This window comes from Allobosea sp. MMO-172 (genome assembly GCF_037147855.1).
Classification (GTDB): domain Bacteria; phylum Pseudomonadota; class Alphaproteobacteria; order Rhizobiales; family Beijerinckiaceae; genus Allobosea.
In genome coordinates this window covers 1-20,391 of the sequence record NZ_JBBCUM010000024.1, presented here as the reverse complement: position 1 = coordinate 20,391, position 20,391 = coordinate 1, and the positions used below count along the sequence as shown (strand labels likewise).

Below are 20,391 nucleotides of genomic sequence, written 5' to 3'. Positions count from 1 at the left end.
ATTCAACCGAGCCAAAAGGCGGTTGGAGCCGCGCTGCGCTCATATCTGCGCGAGCAACTCCGCCGCCGTCTTTGGGACGGCGGCGGCGGGAGGTCTTCAGGCGGATCGGGCGGGCCTTTCCGGGCCTTCGAAAACCGTTCAGGCGGCCTGATCGGCGAGCCGCGCCAGCGTCTCTTCGCGGCCCAGAACCGCCATGACGTCGAACAGGCCCGGCGACATCGCACGGCCGGTCAGCGCGGCGCGCAGCGGCTGCGCCGCCTGGCCGAGCTTCAGCCCGCTTTCCTCGACATAGGCGCGAACCGCCGCTTCCAGCGGGGCCGGCGACCAGTCGGCGACGGCGGCGAGCTTTTCCGCGATCTGCGGCAGGCGCTGGCGGGCGGCCTCGTCGAGCAGGCCCCTGGCCTTGTCGTCGAGCTGCAGCGGGCGCTGGGCATAGAGATAGAAGGCGCTGTCGAGCAGTTCGATCAGCGTCTTGGCGCGCTCCTTGAGGCCAGGCATTGCGGCGAGGAACTTCGCCTCCAGCTCCGGCGAGAGCGTTGCCTCCACTCCGCGCGCCGGCCCGATCTCCGGCAGGATGACCTTGAGCGCGTCGAGCAGGTCCTGGTCGCTCGACTGGCGCATGTAGAGGCCGTTAAGGTTCTCCAGCTTGGCGTAGTCGAAGCGGGCTGGCGAGCGGCCGATCGAGGACAGCTTGAAGGCGTCGATCATCTCCTGCGTGGAGAAGACCTCCTGGTCGCCATGGCTCCAGCCCAGCCGCACCAGATAGTTGCGCAGCGCCGCCGGCAGATAGCCCATCGAGCGATAGGCATCGATGCCGAGCGCGCCGTGGCGCTTCGAGAGCTTGGCGCCGTCCGCGCCGTGGATCAGCGGGATATGCGACATGCTCGGCACGTCCCAGCCCAGCGCGTCGTAGATCTGCGTCTGGCGGGCGGCATTGGTGAGGTGGTCGTCGCCGCGGATGATATGGGTCACGCCCATGTCGTGGTCGTCGACGACGACGGCGAGCATATAGGTCGGCGTGCCGTCCGAGCGCAGGAGCACGAGATCGTCGAGATTCTCGTTCTGCCAGACGACGCGGCCCTGCACCTCGTCATTGACCACGGTCTCGCCGGTCTGCGGCGCCTTGAGGCGGATGACCGGCTTCACGCCTTCCGGCGCGGTCGACGGATCGCGGTCGCGCCAGCGCCCGTCATAGCGCAGCGGCTTGCCCTCGGCGCGGGCCTTCTCGCGCATCTCCTCGAGCTCGGCCGGGGTCGCATAGCAGTGATAGGCCTTGCCGGCGGCGAGCATCTGCTCGGCGACCTCGCGATGCCGGGCGGCGCGCTGGAACTGGTAGACGGTCTGCCCGTCCCAATCGAGGCCGAGCCATTCCAGCCCGTCGAGAATCGCGGCGATGGCGGCATCGGTCGAGCGTTCCCGGTCGGTATCCTCGATGCGCAGCAGCATCTTGCCGCCTTGCCGGCGGGCATAGAGCCAGTTGAACAGCGCAGTCCGGGCTCCGCCGATATGCAGGAAACCGGTGGGCGAGGGCGCAAAGCGCGTGACGACGGCGTTGCTCATGGGAGGGAACTCCGGCCGGGCGGCGTAAGGCCGTCCGGGGCAAGACAGGGGAATGGTGCCAGGTCGTGCCATGACACAAGTCGTGACATGACAACCGGCGCGCGCCCTGTAACATGCCTTGGCCGGAAAGGTTAAGCGGTCAAATCGCAACGCCGGCAGGGGGAGGCGGGCGATGCAGCCGGCGCCGCCGGGGCAGGGAGAGCAGAGCGGCCGGCGCGGCGCGCGCGCCGATGCCTTGCCGGCTTGGCCCGGCGCTTCCGCACCGCCGTTGGCGAGCCTGCGCCCCTTGCTTGGACAGCTCCGGCTCCGTTTGCAGCAGGGATTCACGCTGGAGGCCGAACGGCGCCGGCCCTTCCTCTGGCTGCCGATCGCCATGGGCGTCGGCATCCTGCTCTACTTCGCGGCTGATCGTGAGCCGGCATTATGGGCTCCGCTGCTCGGACTAGCGCTGAGCGGCGCGGCGGCCTTCATGCTGCGCTTTCGTCCTGCGGCATCGATGGTCTGCCTCGCGATAGCGGCTGGCTTCCTGGGCTTCGCCGCCGGCGTCTGGCGCACGGCCGATATCGCGGCGCCGATGCTGGAACGGCCGCGCATCGGCAAATTGACGGGCTTCGTCGAGAGCGTCGAAGCCCGCGATAGCGGCGCGCGACTCGTCGTGCTGGTGACCGATCTCGCTAATGTGCCGCTGGACCAGCGACCGAAACGGGTCCGCGTCAATATCCGGCAGGGCTCGGTCGCAGCCGGAGACCATATCGTCGCGACCGCGCGCCTGCTGCCGCCTCCGGGGCCGGCGCGGGCGGGCGGCTATGATTTCGGCCGCGACGCCTTCTTCCGCGGAATCGGTGCCGTCGGCAGCGTTTCCGGCAAGATCGCGCTGGCGCCGGCGCCTTACCCGATGCCGACGCGCCTCGCGGTCGACGTGATGATCGACCGCGCCCGCAATGCCCTGACCAAACGCATCGCCGAAGTCGGAGGCGGGCAGGGCGGGGCGGTTGCCGCCGCGCTGGTCACCGGCAAGCGCGGCCTGATCACGGAAGCGACCAATAACGACCTGCGCGCCGCCGGCATCTACCACATCGTCTCGATCTCCGGCCTGCATATGGTGCTGGCGGCCGGCACGATCTTCTGGCTGGTGCGCGCGCTGCTCGCCCTGTCGCAGACGGTGGCGCTGCACTGGCCGGTCAAGAAGCTCGCCGCGATCGCGGCCATGGTCGGCGCGACCGCCTATTGCATCTTCTCGGGCAGTGATGTCGCGACCGAACGCTCGCTGATCATGACGCTGGTTATGCTCGGCGCGATCCTCGTCGATCGCGCGGCGCTGAGCATGCGCAACCTCGCGCTCGCCGCCATGATCGTGCTGCTGCGCGAGCCGGAGGCGCTGCTCGGCCCAAGCTTCCAGATGTCCTTCGGTGCGGTCGCGGCGCTGATCGCCTTCGCCGAGCGCTGGGAGAGAAGAGACCGCAGCGAGCCGCCGCCGGCCTTGCCCTGGCCGCTCGGGCCGATCTGGACGGTGGCGCTCGGCATCCTCGTCACCACCATGCTGGCGACGGCCGCGACCGCACCCTTCGGCGCCTATCATTTCCAGACCTTCAACCCCTTCGGCCTGCTCGGCAACGCGATGGCGCTGCCCTTCGTCTCGCTCTTCGTGATGCCGGCGGCGGTGTTCGGCGTGCTGGCCTACCCGTTCGGACTGGACTGGCCGGCCTGGGCCTTGATGGGGCTCGCCTCCGATGTCGTGCTCAGGGTGGCGCATTGGGTTGCGACCATCGACCATTCCACCGTGACGATCGCAGCCTTCGGCCCGGCCGTGCTGGCCTGCTTCGCGATGGCGCTGCTCTGGCTGACGCTCTGGACCACGGGCTGGCGCTGGCTGGCCGCCGTGCCGCTCATCCTCGGCGTGGCGATAGCCGGCAAGCCGGAGCGGCCGGAAATCCTGATCGAGCGCGACGGCTCCGGGCTGGCGGTGCGCGGGCCGGACGGACGCCTCGCGATCGCGGGCAAGCCCAGCCGCTTCGTCCTGCAGCAATGGCTTGCGGCCGATGGCGACAACCGCTCGCCGGACGATCCTACGCTGCGCAACGGCATCGCCTGCGACCGCCTGGCCTGCGTGGCGCAGACAGCCGACAAGCGCACGGTCTCCTATACGCGCGAGCGCCTTGCCATCATCGAGGATTGCCTGCGCGCCGACCTCGTCGTCACCGCCATCCCCTGGAGCGGAGCCTGCAAGGCCAGGCTGGTCGAGCGCATGGCGCTCACGCGCGACGGTGCGACCTCGCTCTACCGGACGACGGCAGGGTGGAGCAGTCGAACCTCGGAACCAAGCGCCGCCGATCGCCCCTGGAGTCGCCGGCGTGAGCCTCGTCCGGTTGAGGTTGCAAACCGGTCGGCCGGTCAGCCTGCGACGGTACAACCCGCGTCAGCGATCGAGAGCGAAGCCGATGCGGATGTCGAGCGCCTTCAGTAACGCCGCATCAGATTGACGAGGCGGCCCTGGATCTTGACCCGGTCGGGGCCGAGCACGCGGGTCTCGTAAGCCGGGTTCGCCGCTTCGAGCGCAATCGAGGAGCCGCGCTTGCGCAGGCGCTTCAGCGTCGCTTCCTCGTCGTCGATCAGCGCCACGACGATGTCGCCGGTATTGGCGGTGTCCTGCCTGCGGATGACGACCGTGTCGCCGTCGAGAATGCCGGCCTCGACCATCGAATCGCCGCGTACTTCCAGCGCGTAATGCTCGCCCGAGCCGAGCATGTCCGGCGGCAGCGAGACCGTGTGGCTGCGGCTCTGGATCGCCGAGATCGGCGTGCCTGCCGCGATCCGCCCCATGACCGGAATGGCGATGGAATGCCGGCTGTCGTCCTCGATGGCAGCGGGGCGAGGCTTGGCGACGCTCGGCTGCGCGCCGAGACCACCCTGCACGACGGCGGGGCTGAAGCGGGGCCGCGGCTGCGGCGCGCCGAGCCCGTCCGGCATCTTGATGACTTCGAGCGCGCGGGCGCGGTTCGGCAGGCGGCGGATGAAGCCGCGCTCCTCCAGCGCCATGATCAGGCGGTGGATGCCGGATTTCGAGCGCAGGTCGAGCGCGTCCTTCATCTCGTCGAAGGAAGGGGGCACGCCACTTTCGCGCAAGCGTTCCTGGATGAAGCGCAGGAGTTCGTGTTGCTTGCGTGTCAGCATGGTCGCCGCCAGCCCCTCAAAGCGCAGATTCGAAACAAAGCACGAACACCATACGCGTTCTGCTTGTGTTCCGCAAGCTGCTACCGCAAGGGCAGGATATGGCAGGGGTCGCCCTTCCTGGCCGGCGCGGCATGGGCCGGGCGGATCGTGAGGGCTTGCGCGCGCGCCAGCGTGCCGAGCATCGAGGAATCCTGCCGGTCGAAGGGCGTTGCGACCCAGCCTTCCGGAGTCAGAATCAACTCCGAGCGCAGATAGTCCTCGCGCTCGTCATTGCCGGGCATGTCGCGGCCGAGGATGGCGGGGATGCTGCGGTCGCGATCGGCATCGGCGATGCCGAGCAGCGCCTCGATCAAGGGCAGCACGAAGAGATGGCCGCAGACGATCGAGGAGACCGGGTTGCCCGGCAGCCCGACCACGACCATCCGGCCGAGCCGGCCGGTCATCATCGGCTTGCCCGGCCGCATCGCGATCTTCCAGAAGCCGAGGGTCATGCCGGCGCGCGTCAGCGCCTCCTGAACGAGGTCATGCGCGCCGACGGAGGCGCCGCCGAGCGTGATCAGCACATCGGCATCGGCCTCGCTCGCCCTTGCGATCTTGCTGGCCAGATCGGCATGGTCGTCGCGCGCGATGCCGAGATCGAGCACGGTGCCGCCGGCCTTCTCGACAAGCGCCGCGAGCGAGAACGAGTTCGAGGCGACGATCTGGTCGCGCCCGACCGGTTCGCCCGGCGCCACCAATTCGTCGCCGGTGGCGAGGATCGCGACCCGCGGCTTGCGCCTGACCGGCAGGGCCGGATGTCCCATCGCGGCGGCAAGCCCGAGCGCCGCGCTGTCGAGCACGCGGCCGGCCGAAAGCAGGACGTCGCCCGCGTGGAAATCGAGCCCGGCGGCGCGAAGGAACTTGCCCTTGGCCGGCGGGATGCGGACGCGGATGACCGGGCTGCCGACGCCGTCAGCGTCTTCCTGCATCAGGATGGTGTCGGCTCCGTCAGGCATCGGCGCGCCCGTGAAGATGCGCACGGCCTGTCCCGGCCCGACGGCACCCTCATAGGCCCGGCCGGCGGCGGATTCGCCGATGACCGAGAGCGAGACGCCTTCCGCCATCTCGTCGCCGCGCACGGCGTAGCCGTCCATGGCAGAATTGGCGAAGGGCGGCTGGGTCCTGAGCGCCTTGACCTCGCCGGCGAGCACCCGCCAGGCGCATTGCGCCAGCGGCAGGGTTTCCGCTCCCGTCGGCCCCGGAATGCTGTCGAGCAGCGCCTTGCGCGCGACGGGGACCGGAGTGAGCGCCATCAGAGCACGATGCCGAAAAGTGGGAACCGGTTTTCGGACGCCATCGTGCTCACTCCTCTAACCAACTTTAGCCTCGTAGTCGCCGGACTGGCCGCCGGATTTGTGCAGCAGACGGATATTCTCGATCCGCATCGCCCGGTCGACGGCCTTGACCATGTCGTAGACCGTCAGGCAGGCGACGGAGACGGCGGTGAGCGCCTCCATCTCGACGCCGGTCTGGCCCTTCATTCTGACCTCGGCGCGCACGCGCACGCCCGGCAGGGCCTCGTCGATCTCAAGATCGACGGCGATCTTGCTGAGCAACAGCGGGTGGCAGAGCGGGATCAGCTCATGCGTGCGCTTCGCCGCCATGATGCCGGCGAGGCGCGCGGTGCCGAGCACGTCGCCCTTCTTGGCGTTGCCGTCGCGCACGATCGCGATCGTCTCCGGTGCCATGACGACCTGGCCTTCGGCGATCGCCATGCGGGTCGTCTCGGCCTTGCCGCCGACATCGACCATATGCGCCTGGCCTTGCGCGTCGAGATGGCTGAGCCGGCTCACGCCGCGACGGCCTTGCCGGTGAGCAGCGCCTGCGTCGCGGCGGTGACGTCGGCCTGCCGCATCAGGCTCTCGCCGACGAGGAAGGTGTTCACGCCGATCCGGTTGAGCCGGGCGATGTCTTCATGTGTGAAGATGCCGCTCTCGCTGATGACGATGCGGTCGGCAGGCACGCGCGGGGCCAGCCGCTCGGTCACGGCGAGATCGACATTGAAGCTGCGCAGGTCGCGGTTGTTGATGCCGAGCAGGCGGCTTTCGAGCTTCAGCGCCCGGTCGAGCTCGGCATCGTCATGGACCTCGACGAGCACGTCCATGCCGAGCTCGCGCGCGGTCTCGTTCAGGGCGCTTGCGGTGGCGTCGTCGACGCCGGCCATGATGATCAGGATGCAGTCGGCGCCCCAGGAGCGGGCCTCGTAGACCTGATAGGGCTCATAGAGAAAATCCTTGCGGAGCGCCGGCAGGCCGGCGGCCTCGCGCGCTGCGGTCAGGAATTCCGGCTGGCCCTGGAAGGAGGGCGCGTCGGTCAGCACCGAGAGGCAGGCCGCGCCGCCGGCCGCATAGGCGCGGGCGAGCGAAGGTGGGTCGAAATCGGCGCGGATCAGCCCCTTGGACGGGCTCGCCTTCTTGATCTCGGCGATCAGAGCGGGCTTGCCTTGAGCGAGCTTGCCCGCCAGCGCATCGGCAAAGCCGCGCGGCTTGGCGGCTGCGCGGGCGCGGCGTTCGACCTCGGCCTGCGGAACCGCGGCTTTCGCCGCCGCGATCTCCCGGCGCTTGTAGGCTTCGATCTTCGCGAGGATATCGGTCATGCCGGCCTCACGCGTTCGAGGCTTTGACGAGCGCGGCAAGCGTCGCCCGGGCCTTGCCGGAATCGAGGGCTGCCGTCGCCTGGGCGAAGCCGTCCTTCAGGTCCTTGGCCTTGCCGGCGACGAGCAGCGCTGCGGCCGCATTGAAGGCGGCGATGTCGCGGAAGCCGGTCTTGTCGCCAGCGAGCACGGCATTCAGCGCCGCCGCGTTCTCTTCAGGCGTGCCACCGCGCAGAACCTCGGGCTTGGCCGGTTCGAGGCCGACATCGGCCGGGCTGATCGAGAAGCTCTCGATCTTGCCGTTCTCCAGCGAGACGACGCGGGTCGGGCCCGTCGTGGTGATCTCGTCGAGCCCGTCGGAGCCATGCACGGCCCAGACGCGGGTCGAGCCGAAGGAGGCGAGCACCTTGACCATCGGCTCCAGCCAGGTCTCGGAGAAGGCGCCGATGAGCTGGCGCTTGGCGCCGGCCGGGTTGGAGAGCGGGCCGAGCAGGTTGAAGATCGTGCGCGTGCCGAGTTCGGTGCGTACCGGCGCGACATGGCGCATCGAGGCGTGATGCGTCGGCGCGAACATGAAGCCGACGCCGGCCTCGCGGATGCAATGCTCGGTCGCGGCCGGATCGAGCCCGACCTTGACGCCGAGCGCGGTCAGCACGTCCGCCGCGCCGGAGCGTGAGGAGGCGGCGCGGTTGCCATGCTTGGCGACCGGCACGCCGCAGGCCGCGGTGATGATCGAGGCCAGCGTCGAGACATTGTAGGAGCCGGAGGAATCGCCGCCGGTGCCGACGATGTCGATCGCCTCGGGCGGCGCCTTCACCGGCAGCATCTTGCCGCGCATGGCGCCGGCTGCGCCGGCGATCTCGTCGATCGTCTCGCCGCGCACGCGCAGCGCCATCAGGAAGGCGGCCGACTGCGCGTTGGTCACCCCGCCCGAAAGGATGGTGTCGAAGGCGTCGCGCGCTTCCTCGCGGGAGAGCGTCGCGCCGGTCGCGACCTTGGCGATGAAGGGTTTGAAATCGTCCATGGGAACTCTGCGGAATCAGGCTGAAGGGGTCAGGGCGGAGGCTTCGCGTTCGCTCTGCCATCGCTCCGCGAGGTCGAGGAAGTTCCGCAGGATCGTCGCGCCATGCTCGGAGGCGATGCTCTCCGGATGGAACTGGACGCCGTGGACCGGCAGTTCCCGGTGCGAGAGCGCCATGATCAGGCCGTCATCGCTCTCCGCCTCGATGTCGAAGACATCCGGGCAGGAGGCGCGCTCGACCACGAGCGAGTGATAGCGCGTCGCTTGCAGCTGGCCGTTGATGCCGCGGAACAGGCCGCGCGCCTTGTGGCGGATTGGCGAGACCTTGCCATGCATCGGCAGGGGCGCGCGCACGACCTGCCCGCCGAAGGCCTGGCCCATCGCCTGCAGGCCGAGGCAGACGCCGAAGATCGGCTTCCTGCCCGCGCCTTCGCGGATGAGGTCGAGGCAGATTCCGGCTTCGTTGGGCGTGCAGGGGCCGGGCGAGAGCACGATCGCGTCGTGATCGCCGGCCAGCGCCTCGTCGACGGTGAGCGCGTCGTTACGCCAGACATCGACCTCGGCGCCCAGCCCACCGATGAGATGGACCAGGTTCCAGGTGAAGCTGTCGTAGTTGTCGATCAACAGAACGCGCATGGCCGAACCCGTGAATGCGGCTTGAGGTCATGCACGTTCGGGGGCGGGGTGGTCAAGTTTGGAGCGGGCGATTGAAGGCGCCGCGCCGCGGCCTGCCGGTCATCCCCGCGCGCTGCGCGGCATGCCTGCCGTGCGCGGCTGGGCCAGTCCCGGCGCGGTCTCGACACCGAGCGTCGGCAGGGCGAGCGTGCGCTGGCCGCGGAAATCGACATGGCAGACGATCAGCCCGCGCTCCTCGATATAGCTGAGCACGCGCCGCGCCCGGCTCGGCGAGGCGCTGCCATAGACCTCGGCGAGCTCGGCATCGCTGGGGCAGGGCCGGCCCTCGATCGCGGTGCGGGCGATGTAGAGGAAGAGCCCCTGCAGGTCTTCCGGCAGCGTGCCGGAAGCCGCGACGGCCGCCTGCCAGCCCTCGCTCGTCGCGACGCTGTCGCTGACCCCGGCGCGCGCCACTGCGAGCCTGCGACGGAACTCCTCCAGGCTCAGATGCGTGCGGCCGAGCCGGCGCATCCGGCAGCGCACGGTGAAATCCTGGTAGAGCACCGCGACCTGGCGCGAACGGGCCTCGGGATCGCCCATCAATTCGCGGAGGATCTCGACCATGATCGCCTCGCGCTCGGCCGGCTCCAGCTCGATCTCGGGTTCCGGCTCCGGCTGCGGAGCAGGGCGGTAGTTCTCGATCCGGCGCAGCACCTCGGTCGGATCGGGGCGCGGGCGCGGTGCCGGGCGCACCGGGCGGGCGATGGGCAGCGGCTCGTCCTCGCCGGGGGTGAAGATCAGCTTGCCGGCCTCTTCCGGTGCCTGTTCCGGCAAGGGCATCAGCCCCGGCGCGCTGCCGCGATCGACCGAGGAGACCGTGCCGATCCGGATCGGCAGCGGGCGCTTCGACAGGGCGGGGCCGAGCGCGACGAACTGGCCGCGTTCGAGATCGCGGAACATCTCGGCCTGGCGCCGGTCCATGCCGAGCAGATCGGCGGCGCGCTGCATGTCGATATCGAGGAAGGTGCGGCCCATCAGGAAGTTCGAGGCTTCCGCCGCGACGTTCTTGGCGAGCTTGGCGAGGCGCTGGGTCGCGATGACGCCGGCAAGGCCGCGCTTGCGGCCACGGCACATCAGGTTGGTCATGGCGCCCAAGGAAAGCCGGCGCGCCTCGTCGGAGGCCTCGCCCGCCATCACCGGCGCGAAGAGCTGGGCTTCGTCGACCACGATCAGCATCGGGAACCAGAGCGAGCGGTCGACGTCGAAGAGCCCGCCGAGGAAGGCGGCGGTGGCGCGCAACTGCTCGTCGGCTTCGAGGTTCTCGAGGTTCAGCACGACCGAGACGCGGTGCTGGCGCACGCGCAGCGCCACGCGCTGCAACTCGGCCTCGCCGCATTCGGCATCGACCACGACATGGCCGAACTGGTCGGCCAGCGAGACGAAATCGCCTTCCGGGTCGATGATCGCCTGCTGTACCAGAGGCGCGCTCTGCTCCAGCAGACGGCGCAGCAGATGCGATTTGCCCGAGCCGGAATTGCCCTGCACGAGCAGGCGCGTCGCCAGCAATTCGGCGAGATCGATCAGACCGGGCTCGCCGGTCCTTGTCGTTCCCATCTCGATTGCGGTGGTCATGCGGGCGCTGAATCGTCGTGTTGGGTCGGGAGCGGACTTGCGGCCGGCGCTTCTAGCACGGCCTTCCCCTCGCTGGACGCAGGGCTGCCCTGCCTTCCACAGGCAATGCACCTCAGCGCGGGCAGCGCAGATTCCGCTCCTGCCGGACGATATCGGCAACCGCGCGGCGGTCATTGGCCGAGAGCGGCACATCCTCGATATTGTCGTACTGGCAGCCGGCATTGCCGAAGGCCGCGATCGCGCGCTGCGTACGGAAGCAATAGCCCTGCGCCTTGTAGATCTCGTTGCGCGCGGTCCAGAGATCGGCGCAGGCCTGGGGATTGGCGAAGGCCGGACTCGCGATACCGCCGGCAAGCAGGGTTGCCGCGAGAATTGGGAGGCAGAGGCTGCGCATGGGATATCTCCTGCTGGCGAGGCGCGAGCTTTGCGGAGCGGGCTTGCGAAGGCAACACGCTGGGCCTGACATGAGGCCGTCGCAACGGGCGGCTTCGCTGGCGTAATACGACGGGCGAGGCGATGCAGTTCGGCTATTGCGAGCGGATCGATGGCAGCTTCTGGGCCGAGCCCCTGAATGCGGTGACCAATGGCGCCTTCCTCGTCGCGGCCCTTGCAGCGTTCTGGCTGTGGCGCCGGCAAGGCGGGAGGGACGCGGTCACGCTCGTCCTGATCGGACTGGTCTTTGCCATCGGCATCGGCTCGTTCCTGTTCCACACCACCCCGAATCGCTGGACGCTGCTGGCCGATGTCGTGCCGATCCAGCTCTTTGCCTTCGGCTATTTCGCTTTCGCGCTGAGGCGCTTTCTTGGGTTGAGCGGCGTGGTCACGGCTGTCGGAACGCTCGCCTTCTTCGTTTTGGCGCTGGGGTTGTCGGCTGCCGGGCGCGCAGTCCTGCCCGCCGGAATGGCAGGTTCGGCCGGCTATGCGGCCTTCCTGCTCGGGCTGATCGGCATGGCGCTCGCGATGGCGCGAACCCCGGTGCTGTGCGATCAGCGCCGGCTATTGGCGCTTGCGGCTGGGGCTTTCGCCGTTTCCCTGAGGATGCGCAGCATCGACGGCGCGCTGTGCGGCAGCTTGCCGCTCGGGACGCACTGGCTTTGGCACCTGCTCAACGCGTCGGTGCTTTATCTGCTGCTGCGCGCGGCCGTGACCGGCGAAGGGCCGGCCGTCACGGCTTCTTCATCTCAAGGCAGGTGAGCACTTCGACATAGCTCGGCGGCCCGCCGAAGGTCGCCCCCTCGACACAGGTCGTGCGGGCGGCCGGCTGGAACTGGGCCCAGCGTGCAGTCAGCGTATCGCGGGCCCGTTCCTCGTCGTCCCGGCAGGCGCTGGCCGGCCGGCCGATATCGATGCCGGACTTGCCGACATCGCGGCACGAGGCGGCGATGTCGAAGCGCGGCGGCGAATCCGCGATTGCGACGACGCCGTTGGCGATCGGGTTGGCGGAGAGAGACAGAAGCACGAGGCTGGCGGCAAGCATGGCCGGCACTCCAAGGAAGACGCCCCGCGGATCAACGCGAGTCGGCCTGTGGAGTTCCCGGTCCGGCGTTGTCAGGCAATCGAAGGTCCCTGCCGCTTGCCGACGGTGATGTCGCCGGCCGAATGGGCCTCGATATCGACGATCGCGACGTCCGGCCGGTCGATCGCGGGCAGGCTGCGGGCGTCGCTCGCGCGATGCACGAAGACGAGGCTCGCCAGCGCCGGATGTCCGGCTAGCCGCGAATGCGCCAGCGCCGGCTCCATCGTGCCGGGCAGCACCAGATGGACGTTGCGCCCGCCCTCGATGCAGGCTTGGAGATCGCCGAGATTGAACAGGCCGAGCGGCAGGAGTTCGAGCCCGCTCAGCATCGCCACGCCCGGCCCGCTCGCCAGCGCGGCGAGGTCGCCGCCGACCAGCGTCGTTACGATGCGCGAGGAGACGGTCGGCTTCAGCGCCCGCGAGATGTCGAGCGCCTTGCCGAGCAGCTCCCGCTCCGGCAGCGCGATCGGCCCCTGCAGCGACACGCCGTCGGCGATCTGCAGCACGGGCCGCTCAGTGAGCTGCGGCAGGGGATGCAGCGTCGGGTTCGCCATCAGCATGTCGAGCGGGGCGACGCCGTCCGGAACGTCCGGCCCGAAGCCGCCGACGAAGCGCGTGCCGAAGGCGCGCATCGCGAGATTGCGCAACATGAGCAAGGGCCGCAGCGGCCCGACCCGGCTGACGCCGAGCGCCATCACCGCGCCGGAAGCCTCGATCAGCCGGAGCAGCTCAAGCTCGTTGCCGTGCAACGGCAACATCAGGGGCGACAGGCCCGCGCGCAGGCTGGCCAGGATCGAGACGATCGCCTCCGGCCCCAGCGGCGCCAGGATCGCGACGCTCGCGCCTGGCGTGCCCTTGTTGATCGCGAGCAGCCGGGCCAGCCGGTCGATGCGCTCGTCGAGATCGAGGAAATTGACCGAGCCCGGCGTGACGTCGCTCCAGCCGCGCCGGCCCGGCGGATCGCGCAAGGCCGCGTCATAGCCGCGATTGCGGGTCAGGGCTGCGAGCAGGGTGTCGAGATCGAGACCGTCGAGCAAGGCTGAGGCTTCGTCCTGTTCTGCCCGCATCGACAGATCCTAGTTCGCCGGCGCTGCCGCCGGGAGGCGGGCCAGCAGCTCGTTGGAGAGGAAATAGGCCGGCTGCCGCCCCGCCAGCACGACGCCGCGCGCGAAGGCGATCCAGGTGTCGGGCAGGTAATAGAGCGGCACGACGTAGAAGCCGGAAATCAGCAGGCGGTCGAGGGTGCGCACTGCCGCGACGAAATCCTCGCGCTCGCGGGCGCCGAGCAGGGCCTGCAGGACGGCGTCCACGGCGGGCGATTTCACGCCGGCATAGTTCAGCGAGCCGTTGCGGGCGGCATTGGCCGAGCCCCAGCGGCCGATCTGCTCGTTGCCGGGCGAGGCCGAGGCCGGCCAAGTCCACTGGATCATGTCGAAATCGAAGGTCGACAGGCGCCGCCAGTACTGCACGTCGTCGATCAGGCGCACCGAGACCGTGATGCCGAGCCGGGCGAGCGACTGGGCATAGTTGAGCGCGAGCCGCTCCTGCGGCCGGCTGGTGACGGTGATCTCGAAGGCGAAGGGTTCGCCCTTGGCGTTGCGCAGCACGCCGTTCTGAAGCGTGAAGCCGGCAGCCTTCAACAGGTCGAGCGCCTTGCGCGCCTGCTCGCGGTCGCGGCCCGAGCCGTCGGTCTCCGAGGCGCGCCAGCTGCCGGCGAGGATGTCCTCGCGCACGGCACCCGGAAAGCTGGCGAGCAGGGCCTTCTCGCGGCCGTCGGCGGGGATGCCGAGCGCCGAAAGCTCCGAATCGGAGAAGAAACTGCCGGCCCGGCGATAGACGCCATGGAACAGGTTGCGGTTGACCCATTCGAAATCGAACAGGAGTCCCAGCGCCTCGCGCGTCCGGATATCGGCGAAGATCGGCCGGCGCGTGTTGAAGACGAGGCCGGTCATGCCCTTGGGCGTGTCGAAATGCAGGGTTTCCTGCCGGATGCGCCCGTCATGCACGGCGGGCACGTCGTAGCCGGTCATCCAGCGCGTCGGGTCGCCCTCGATGCGGACATCGTAGAGGCCTGCCTTGAACGCCTCGAACAGCGCGTTCGAATCCCGATAGAAGTCGTAGCGGATCTCGTCGGCATTATAGAGCCCGCGCGTGAGGGCATGGTCCTCGGCCCAGAAATCCTTGCGCCGCCTCAGCACCAGCGATTCGCCTGGGCGGACCTCCTCGACGGCATAGGGGCCGGAGCCGAGCGCCGGCTTGAAGCTGGTTTCGCCGAAGGTTTCGGCATTGGTCGCGTGCTTCGCGAAGATCGGCATCGCGCCGATCACCAGCGGCAACTCCCGGTTTGAACCGTCGCCGAGCTCGAACTCGACACGCCGGGGCGAGGGCGCCGTGGCCTTGGTCACCCGGCCGAGGCTGGAGCGATGGAACGGCTTGCCCTTGGCCTTCAGCATCTCGAAGGTGAAGATCACGTCCTCGGCCGTGACCGGCTTGCCGTCCGAGAAGCGGGCGCGTTCGTCGATCTCGAAGGCGAGCTGCTTGCGGTCGGCATCGAGCGAAACGCCGGAGGCGAGCAGGCCGTAGGCCGTGAAGGGCTCGTCGGCCGAGCGATAGAGCAGGCTCTGCTGGACGTATTTCGGCACCGCATCGGGCGCGACACCGAGCACGACGAGCGGATTGAGGCTGTCGAAGGTGCCCTGGATGCCGAGCACGATGCGGCCGCCCCGGGGCGCCCTGGGGTCGGCATAGGGCAGATGCGCGAAGCCGGGCGGCAGCGCCGGCTGGCCGTGCATCGCAATGGCGTGCCGCAAGGGGGCCGAATCGGCCAGCGCCGAACGGCCGCGCGCCAGGACGGCGAACGGGGCCAAAGCCAGCAAGAGGTTGACCCCGCGACGGCTCACCGCCTGGGGCAATCGAAGAAATTCCATCGTACGACCTGATTCCCTCCATAAGAATAGCATGGGAGCAGCAGGGTCACGCAGCTATTCGGGCTGGAATCCTCGGTGCGAACTCGCTAAAGGCGAGGGCAGGGTGTCATTCAAACGCCTCAATCAGCCTTGATGTGCACGGCTTGCGATGGCCTGCGCCCCATGCGATTGGGCCATCAGCGGTGACGCGCGCGGCTTGCGAAGTCGTGATCCCGAATTCGCTTGATAAGGAAAGACAAGGAATGTCCGCTTCGTATCGCCTGTCATCTCGTGCGCTCGGCCTCGTGCTCAGCACGGCCATCGGCTTTGCGCCCGTCGCTGGCTTCGCCCAGGCTCCGGCGCAGCGCCCGGCGACGCCGGCCCGTCCGGCTGCTCCGGCGCCGGCCCAGCCTGCCGCTCCGGCCCAGCCCGGCGCCGCCGCGGCTTCCGGCCCGACCGTCGTTCAGGTCAAGCCCGAGCCTTCGCAGACGAGCTGGACCAAGGTCTGCGGCAAGGACCAGGGCGCCAACAAGGAAATCTGCTACACCACCCGCGACTTCGTCTCGGATCAGGGGCAGCCGGTTCTGGCCGTCGCGATCTATGACGTGAAGGGCGACGCCAACAAGATCGTGCGCTTCCTGATGCCGCTCGGCCTGCTGCTGCAGCCCGGCATCCGCTTCGGCGTCGACAACGCCCAGCCCACCGGCGGCCGCTACGCCATCTGCTTCCCGAACGGCTGCTTCGCCGAGGCGCAGGTCAAGGACGACTTCATCAATGCGATGAAGAAGGGCACCAACCTGAATGTCAGCGTCCAGAACCAGGGCGCCCGCGAGTTGACGTTCACGATCCCGCTCGCCGATTTCGCCAAGGGCTTCGACGGCGCCGCCATCGACCCGAAGGTGCTCGAGGACCAGCAGAAGCAGCTCCAGGACGAGCTCGCCAAGCGCCAGGAAGAACTGCGCCAGCGCCTCGGCGCCGGCGGTGCCGCCGCTCCGGGCGCCGCTGCCCCGGCCCCCGGCGCTGCGCCTGCCGCGCCCGCGACCGCGCCGAAGCCCTGATCGGCGGCGCTATCGCCTGAAACAGAAAAGGCCGGTCCCTCGCGGGGCCGGCCTTTTTCTTTGGTCACGCGTGTTGCTGACGAGGAACTCCTCGCCGAGCGGCGGCTCATCGGCCGGTGAGATTCAATTCAGTTCGCCACGGTCGAGCTTGTAGCGGCCCTTGCGGTCACGCCGGAAGAATTCCTTGGCGCGGGGATGGCGCACGGGCTCGCCGGAATCGTCGTCGACGAGGTTCTGCTCGGAGACATAGGCGACGTATTCCGCCTCCTCGTTCTCGGCGAAGAGATGATAGAAGGGCTGGTCCTTCGACGGGCGCATTGCTTCCGGAATCGCCATCCACCACTCCTCGGTGTTCGAGAAGACCGGGTCGACGTCGAAGATCACGCCGCGGAACGGGTAGATGCGGTGCTTGACCACCTGCCCGATCCTGAACTTGGCCGAACGCGCTTCCATGACAAATCCATCTTGCGCCGGCTGATACGCCGCCAGCTTACGTTCTTGCCGCCTTGCTCAAGCAATGCGTCGTAAATGCGTCGAAATCAATCGATTGAGGCCCTCTGTCCCATCACATTCCGTAGCGCTCGGCGAGATCGGGGTCGCGCGCGGCGACCTGCACGGCGAGGTCGACGATGACCTTTGCCTGTTTCCAGGTGGCATCGTCCTGCATCTTGCCATCGATCATCACGGCGCCGGAGCCGTCCGGCATCGCCTCCAGAATCCGCCTAGCGAAGGCGACCTCGGCCGGATCGGGGCTGAAGACGCGCTTGGCGACGGCGATCTGCGAGGGATGCAGCGTCCAGGCGCCGGCGCAGCCGAGCAGGAAGGCGTTGCGGAACTGCGTCTCGCAGGCCGCCTCGTCGGCGAAATCGCCGAAGGGGCCGTAGAACGGCTTGATCCCGGCCGAGGCGCAGGCATCGACCATCTTGGCGAGCGTGTAGTGCCAGAGGTCCTGCTGCGCGATCGCGCGCGGCCCGCCATCGGGGGAGGGGTCGGCGATCACCTTGTATTCCGGGTGGCCGCCGCCGACGCGGGTCGTCTTCATGGCGCGCGAGGCGGCGAGATCGGCGGGGCCGAGGCTCATGCCGTGCATGCGCGGCGAGGCGGTGGCGATCGCCTCGACATTCTTGACGCCCTCCGCCGTCTCCAGGATGGCGTGGATCAGGATCGGCTTGCGCAACTGGTGCCGTGCCTCGAACTGCGCCAGCAACTGGTCGACATAATGGATGTCCCAGGGGCCCTCGACCTTCGGCACCATCACGACATCGAGCTTGCCGCCGATCTCGCCCATGATCGCGGTGATATCGTCGAGGAACCACGGCGAATTCAGCGCATTGACGCGCGTCCACAGGCCGGTCTTGCCGAAATCGACGGCCTTGCCCATGGTGATGAAGCCGTCGCGCGCCGCCTGCTTGGCTTCGACCGGGATCGCATCCTCGAGATTGCCGAGCACGATATCGACCTGTCCGGCGAGCTCGCCGACCTTGGCGCGGACCTTCTCCAGATGCGGCGGCACGAAATGGATCATCCGCTCCAGCCGCAGCGGCAATTCGCGGAAGGGCTCCGGCGCGCCGATCGCGAGCGGGCGGAAGAACTGGCGCGGCGTCCTGGTCGTCATCGGCGGCTCCATGCTGCAATGCAGCGACTGTGGCCGAGACGATGCGCGCCGTCCATGGTTCTTTCGATGACGAATAGGCTGGAATGCCTAGGTTATTAATCCCATTGTCCCGAGTAGGTAATATTTCCTAGGCATCATTTCTCTTTGTTGCGCTGGGCGTGGGTGTGCGCGCTGCAAAAGCCCTTGCTGCCCTCGGGCCATGCGCTAGATGCAGATGTCCGCCGGGTTCGGATCGAAAGCGGGCGCCTTCATCGCAGGACGAAACGCCACCGATGGCCGACCTTCTCAACATCTTCAATCTGGTCGCGCCGTTCTTCGGGCTGATCCTGCTCGGCTTCGCCATCGGCCGCTACAAGCAGCTGCCGGAGGAAGGGCTCGCCTGGCTGCAGTTCTTCCTGATCTATGTCGCGCTGCCGCCGCTGTTCTATCGGCTGATCGCCGACAAGCCGCTGAGCGAGCTCGCCAACTGGAAATTCATCGCCGGCACGACCTTCGCCACCTTCTGCGCCTTCAGCCTGTCGCTCGTGATCGGGCTGAGGGCTGCCAAGGGCGACCTGCCGCAGGCGGTGATGCAGGGCGTCGCGGGGGCCTATTCCAATATCGGCTATATGGGCCCGCCATTGATCCTGGCCGCGCTGGGGCCGGAGGCGAGCGCGCCGGTCGTGCTGATCTTCGTCTTCGACAGCGTGTTGCTGTTCTCGCTGGTTCCGCTGCTGATGGCGGTCGCCGGCGTCGAGAAGAAGAGCCTGCTGGCGACAGCCGGCGAGGTGGTGTGGCGGGTGCTGACCCACCCGTTCAATGTCGCGACGCTGGCCGGCGTGCTGGCGAGCTATCTCAAGTTCGAGCTGCCGGTGGCGCTCGACCGGATGGTTTTGTGGCTGTCGCAGGCGGCCGCGCCCTGCGCGCTCTTCCTGCTCGGCGTCACGGTGGCGCTCAGGCCGATGAAGCGGATGCCGGCCGGCGTCCCGGCGCTGGTCTTCATCAAGCTCCTGCTGCATCCGCTGCTGGTCTGGGTGCTGCTCTCGGCCATCGGCGGCATCCCGACGCACTGGATCTATGCCGCGATCATCATGGCGGCGCTGCCGCCGGCCCTGAACATCTTCGTGATCTCGACGCAGTACAAAGTCGGGATCGAGCGCGCCTCGGCCTGCATCCTCGTCGGCACCATCGTATCGATGGTCACCCTGTCGGGCTTCCTGTGGCTGGTGAAGACGGGCAGGATAGCGGCCGATCTGTTTCACTGAGAGCTTGTTTGGGAAGCAAGCCCTCATCCTGAGGAGCAAGCGAAGCTTGCGTCTCGAAGGATGCTCCAGATGGTTCCGGAGCCTCCTGGATCATCCTTCGAGACGCCATGTCTGACGACATCGCTCCTCAGGGTGAGGGCTGAGGAACTTCCCAGACATGCCCCGCGCAATAGGGTGCCGGATGCTGCCGCTGGACGACCTGCTGGTCCTCGACTTCTCGACGCTCCTGCCCGGGCCGCTGGCGAGCCTGTTCCTCTCGGAGGCCGGAGCGCGCGTCATCAAGGTCGAGCGGCGGGGCGGCGAGGACATGCGCGGCTTCCCGCCGCGCATTGGCGAGACGGCGGCGCCCTTCGCGGTGCTGAACCGTGGCAAGGATTCGGTCGAGATCGATCTCAAGGCGCCGGACGCGCTGGCGCGACTGACTCCGCTGCTCGCGAAGGCCGATATCCTGATCGAGCAGTTCCGTCCGGGCGTGATGGAGCGGCTCGGCTTTGGCCATGAGGCGTTGAAGGCCATCAACCCGCGCCTGATTTATTGCTCGATCAGCGGCTACGGCCAGCACGGCCCGCGTGCGGAGGAGGCCGGGCACGACATCAACTATCAGGCGCTGGGCGGTCTGCTCGGCCAGTCGCTGAAGCGCGGCGAGGTGCCGCCCCTGCCGCCGCCGCTCGTCGCCGACATCGCCGGGGGCACCATGCCGGCCGTGCTCAACATCCTGCTGGCCTTGCGCCAGCGCGACCGGACCGGGCAGGGCTGCCATCTCGACATCGCCATGGCCGATGCGATGCCGACCTTCGCCTGGTACGGGCTGGCGCAGGGGCAAGTGACCGGCTCCTTTCCCGATGGCGGCGAGGGGCTCCTGACCGGCGCGAGCCCGCGCTATGGGCTCTATGCGACGGCCGATGGCTGGTTCCTCGCGGTCGGCGCGATCGAGCCGAAGTTCTGGCAGGCTTTCTGCGAGGGGATCGGGCTCGACGAGAGGCTGCGGGACGACCGCCGCGATCCACTCGCGACACGAGCCGGCATCGCCGCGATCATCGCGAGCGAAAGCGCAGCCTACTGGCGCGCGCTGGTCGAGCCGCTCGATTGCTGCTGCACGGTGGTGCGCACGCTGGAGGAAGCGGTGTCCGATCCGCAGATGTCGGCGCGCGGCCTGCTCGATGCGCAGGTGGAGGAGCCCGGCGGCCGGCGCCTCGTCTCGACGCCCTTGCCGCTGGCTCCGGTGTTCCGGGAGCAGGCGGCGGGGTTGCGCAAAGTCGCGGCGAGCGGGGCTGATACGCGGAAGTTGCTCGGCGAGGGCTGAAGAACGGTTGTCATCAACTCAGTATTTAGCGTCTCTGAGCCTTGCGTTTGCGACGACGATGATGCGTCGCATGATGGCGACGATAGCGACGATTGGCTTTTTCTGGCGCTTGATGAGC

Annotated in this window: 19 protein-coding genes; 5 read left to right on the top strand and 14 right to left on the bottom strand. The window is 68.4% G+C overall.

The annotated features are described in order from the left end of the window. Window positions 1-138: 138 nt before the first annotated feature. Entirely contained in the window at window positions 139-1,560 is a 1,422-nt protein-coding gene (gene gltX / locus WFK61_RS24475) for a glutamate--tRNA ligase (RefSeq protein ID WP_336814664.1), read from the bottom strand. A gap of 172 nt (window positions 1,561-1,732) precedes the next feature. Here gltX and WFK61_RS24470 point away from each other — a divergent pair, with 172 nt between their 5' ends. Next, window positions 1,733-4,024, top strand: a complete 2,292-nt coding sequence (locus tag WFK61_RS24470) for a ComEC/Rec2 family competence protein (protein ID WP_336814663.1) — start codon at window positions 1,733-1,735, stop codon at window positions 4,022-4,024. On the opposite strand, the gene lexA is transcribed toward WFK61_RS24470, so the two are convergent. The 8 genes from lexA to WFK61_RS24430 form a co-directional block, all read right to left on the bottom strand. Beyond that, window positions 4,018-4,731, bottom strand: coding sequence for a transcriptional repressor LexA (gene lexA / locus WFK61_RS24465; RefSeq protein WP_336814662.1), 714 nt, complete (start codon window positions 4,729-4,731; stop codon window positions 4,018-4,020). The two genes, WFK61_RS24470 and lexA, sit on opposite strands and share 7 nt — an antisense overlap. Window positions 4,732-4,811: 80 nt before the next feature. Then, window positions 4,812-6,023 carry a molybdopterin molybdotransferase MoeA gene (locus WFK61_RS24460; RefSeq protein WP_336814661.1) on the bottom strand — a complete coding sequence of 404 codons (1,212 nt, stop codon included), beginning with the start codon at window positions 6,021-6,023 and terminating at the stop codon, window positions 4,812-4,814. Window positions 6,024-6,080: 57 nt separating this feature from the next. Beyond that, on the bottom strand, window positions 6,081-6,563 hold the full coding sequence (gene moaC / locus WFK61_RS24455) for a cyclic pyranopterin monophosphate synthase MoaC (protein WP_336814660.1): 483 nt from the start codon (window positions 6,561-6,563) through the stop codon (window positions 6,081-6,083). Next, on the bottom strand, window positions 6,560-7,366 hold the full coding sequence (gene trpC / locus WFK61_RS24450; RefSeq protein WP_336814659.1) for an indole-3-glycerol phosphate synthase TrpC: 807 nt from the start codon (window positions 7,364-7,366) through the stop codon (window positions 6,560-6,562). The genes moaC and trpC overlap by 4 nt, the downstream gene beginning before the upstream one ends. Before the next feature lie 7 nt (window positions 7,367-7,373). Continuing rightward, window positions 7,374-8,387 carry an anthranilate phosphoribosyltransferase gene (trpD, locus tag WFK61_RS24445; RefSeq protein ID WP_336814658.1) on the bottom strand — a complete coding sequence of 338 codons (1,014 nt, stop codon included), beginning with the start codon at window positions 8,385-8,387 and terminating at the stop codon, window positions 7,374-7,376. Between the two features lie 15 nt (window positions 8,388-8,402). Then, window positions 8,403-9,020 carry an anthranilate synthase component II gene (locus WFK61_RS24440; protein ID WP_336814657.1) on the bottom strand — a complete coding sequence of 206 codons (618 nt, stop codon included), beginning with the start codon at window positions 9,018-9,020 and terminating at the stop codon, window positions 8,403-8,405. 99 nt (window positions 9,021-9,119) lie between these two features. Further along, window positions 9,120-10,631, bottom strand: coding sequence for an ATP-binding protein (locus tag WFK61_RS24435; RefSeq protein WP_336814656.1), 1,512 nt, complete (start codon window positions 10,629-10,631; stop codon window positions 9,120-9,122). Between the two features lie 112 nt (window positions 10,632-10,743). Next, the gene (locus WFK61_RS24430) at window positions 10,744-11,025 is read right to left on the bottom strand and encodes a YARHG domain-containing protein (RefSeq protein WP_336814655.1); all 282 of its coding nucleotides are present in this window, start codon (window positions 11,023-11,025) and stop codon (window positions 10,744-10,746) included. 122 nt (window positions 11,026-11,147) lie between these two features. Here WFK61_RS24430 and WFK61_RS24425 point away from each other — a divergent pair, with 122 nt between their 5' ends. Then, window positions 11,148-11,825 carry a ceramidase domain-containing protein gene (locus WFK61_RS24425; protein WP_336814654.1) on the top strand — a complete coding sequence of 226 codons (678 nt, stop codon included), beginning with the start codon at window positions 11,148-11,150 and terminating at the stop codon, window positions 11,823-11,825. Here the strand turns inward: WFK61_RS24425 and WFK61_RS24420 are convergent. The 3 genes from WFK61_RS24420 to WFK61_RS24410 form a co-directional block, all read right to left on the bottom strand. After that, a complete protein-coding gene (locus WFK61_RS24420; protein WP_336814653.1) occupies window positions 11,797-12,108 on the bottom strand; it encodes a hypothetical protein in 312 nt (103 codons plus the stop codon). The two genes, WFK61_RS24425 and WFK61_RS24420, sit on opposite strands and share 29 nt — an antisense overlap. Window positions 12,109-12,179: 71 nt before the next feature. Next, window positions 12,180-13,214 carry an AMP-binding protein gene (locus WFK61_RS24415; RefSeq protein ID WP_336814652.1) on the bottom strand — a complete coding sequence of 345 codons (1,035 nt, stop codon included), beginning with the start codon at window positions 13,212-13,214 and terminating at the stop codon, window positions 12,180-12,182. A gap of 9 nt (window positions 13,215-13,223) precedes the next feature. Next, window positions 13,224-15,023, bottom strand: coding sequence for an extracellular solute-binding protein (locus WFK61_RS24410; RefSeq protein WP_336814651.1), 1,800 nt, complete (start codon window positions 15,021-15,023; stop codon window positions 13,224-13,226). A 293-nt stretch (window positions 15,024-15,316) separates the two neighbouring features. Between WFK61_RS24410 and WFK61_RS24405 the strand changes: the two genes are divergently transcribed. After that, window positions 15,317-16,111 (top strand): invasion associated locus B family protein, encoded by a 795-nt coding sequence (locus tag WFK61_RS24405; protein WP_336814650.1) that lies wholly within the window; start codon window positions 15,317-15,319, stop codon window positions 16,109-16,111. Window positions 16,112-16,234: 123 nt separating this feature from the next. Here WFK61_RS24405 and hspQ read toward each other — a convergent pair whose 3' ends face one another. After that, the gene (hspQ, locus tag WFK61_RS24400) at window positions 16,235-16,564 is read right to left on the bottom strand and encodes a heat shock protein HspQ (protein WP_336814649.1); all 330 of its coding nucleotides are present in this window, start codon (window positions 16,562-16,564) and stop codon (window positions 16,235-16,237) included. Window positions 16,565-16,676: 112 nt separating this feature from the next. After that, window positions 16,677-17,726, bottom strand: coding sequence for an HpcH/HpaI aldolase/citrate lyase family protein (locus WFK61_RS24395; RefSeq protein WP_336814648.1), 1,050 nt, complete (start codon window positions 17,724-17,726; stop codon window positions 16,677-16,679). A gap of 272 nt (window positions 17,727-17,998) precedes the next feature. Here WFK61_RS24395 and WFK61_RS24390 point away from each other — a divergent pair, with 272 nt between their 5' ends. Continuing rightward, complete coding sequence (locus tag WFK61_RS24390; protein ID WP_336814647.1) at window positions 17,999-18,970, top strand: AEC family transporter; 972 nt, start codon at window positions 17,999-18,001, stop codon at window positions 18,968-18,970. Between the two features lie 181 nt (window positions 18,971-19,151). Then, window positions 19,152-20,273 (top strand): CaiB/BaiF CoA transferase family protein, encoded by a 1,122-nt coding sequence (locus WFK61_RS24385; RefSeq protein WP_336814646.1) that lies wholly within the window; start codon window positions 19,152-19,154, stop codon window positions 20,271-20,273. The last annotated feature ends 118 nt before the right edge of the window (window positions 20,274-20,391 follow it).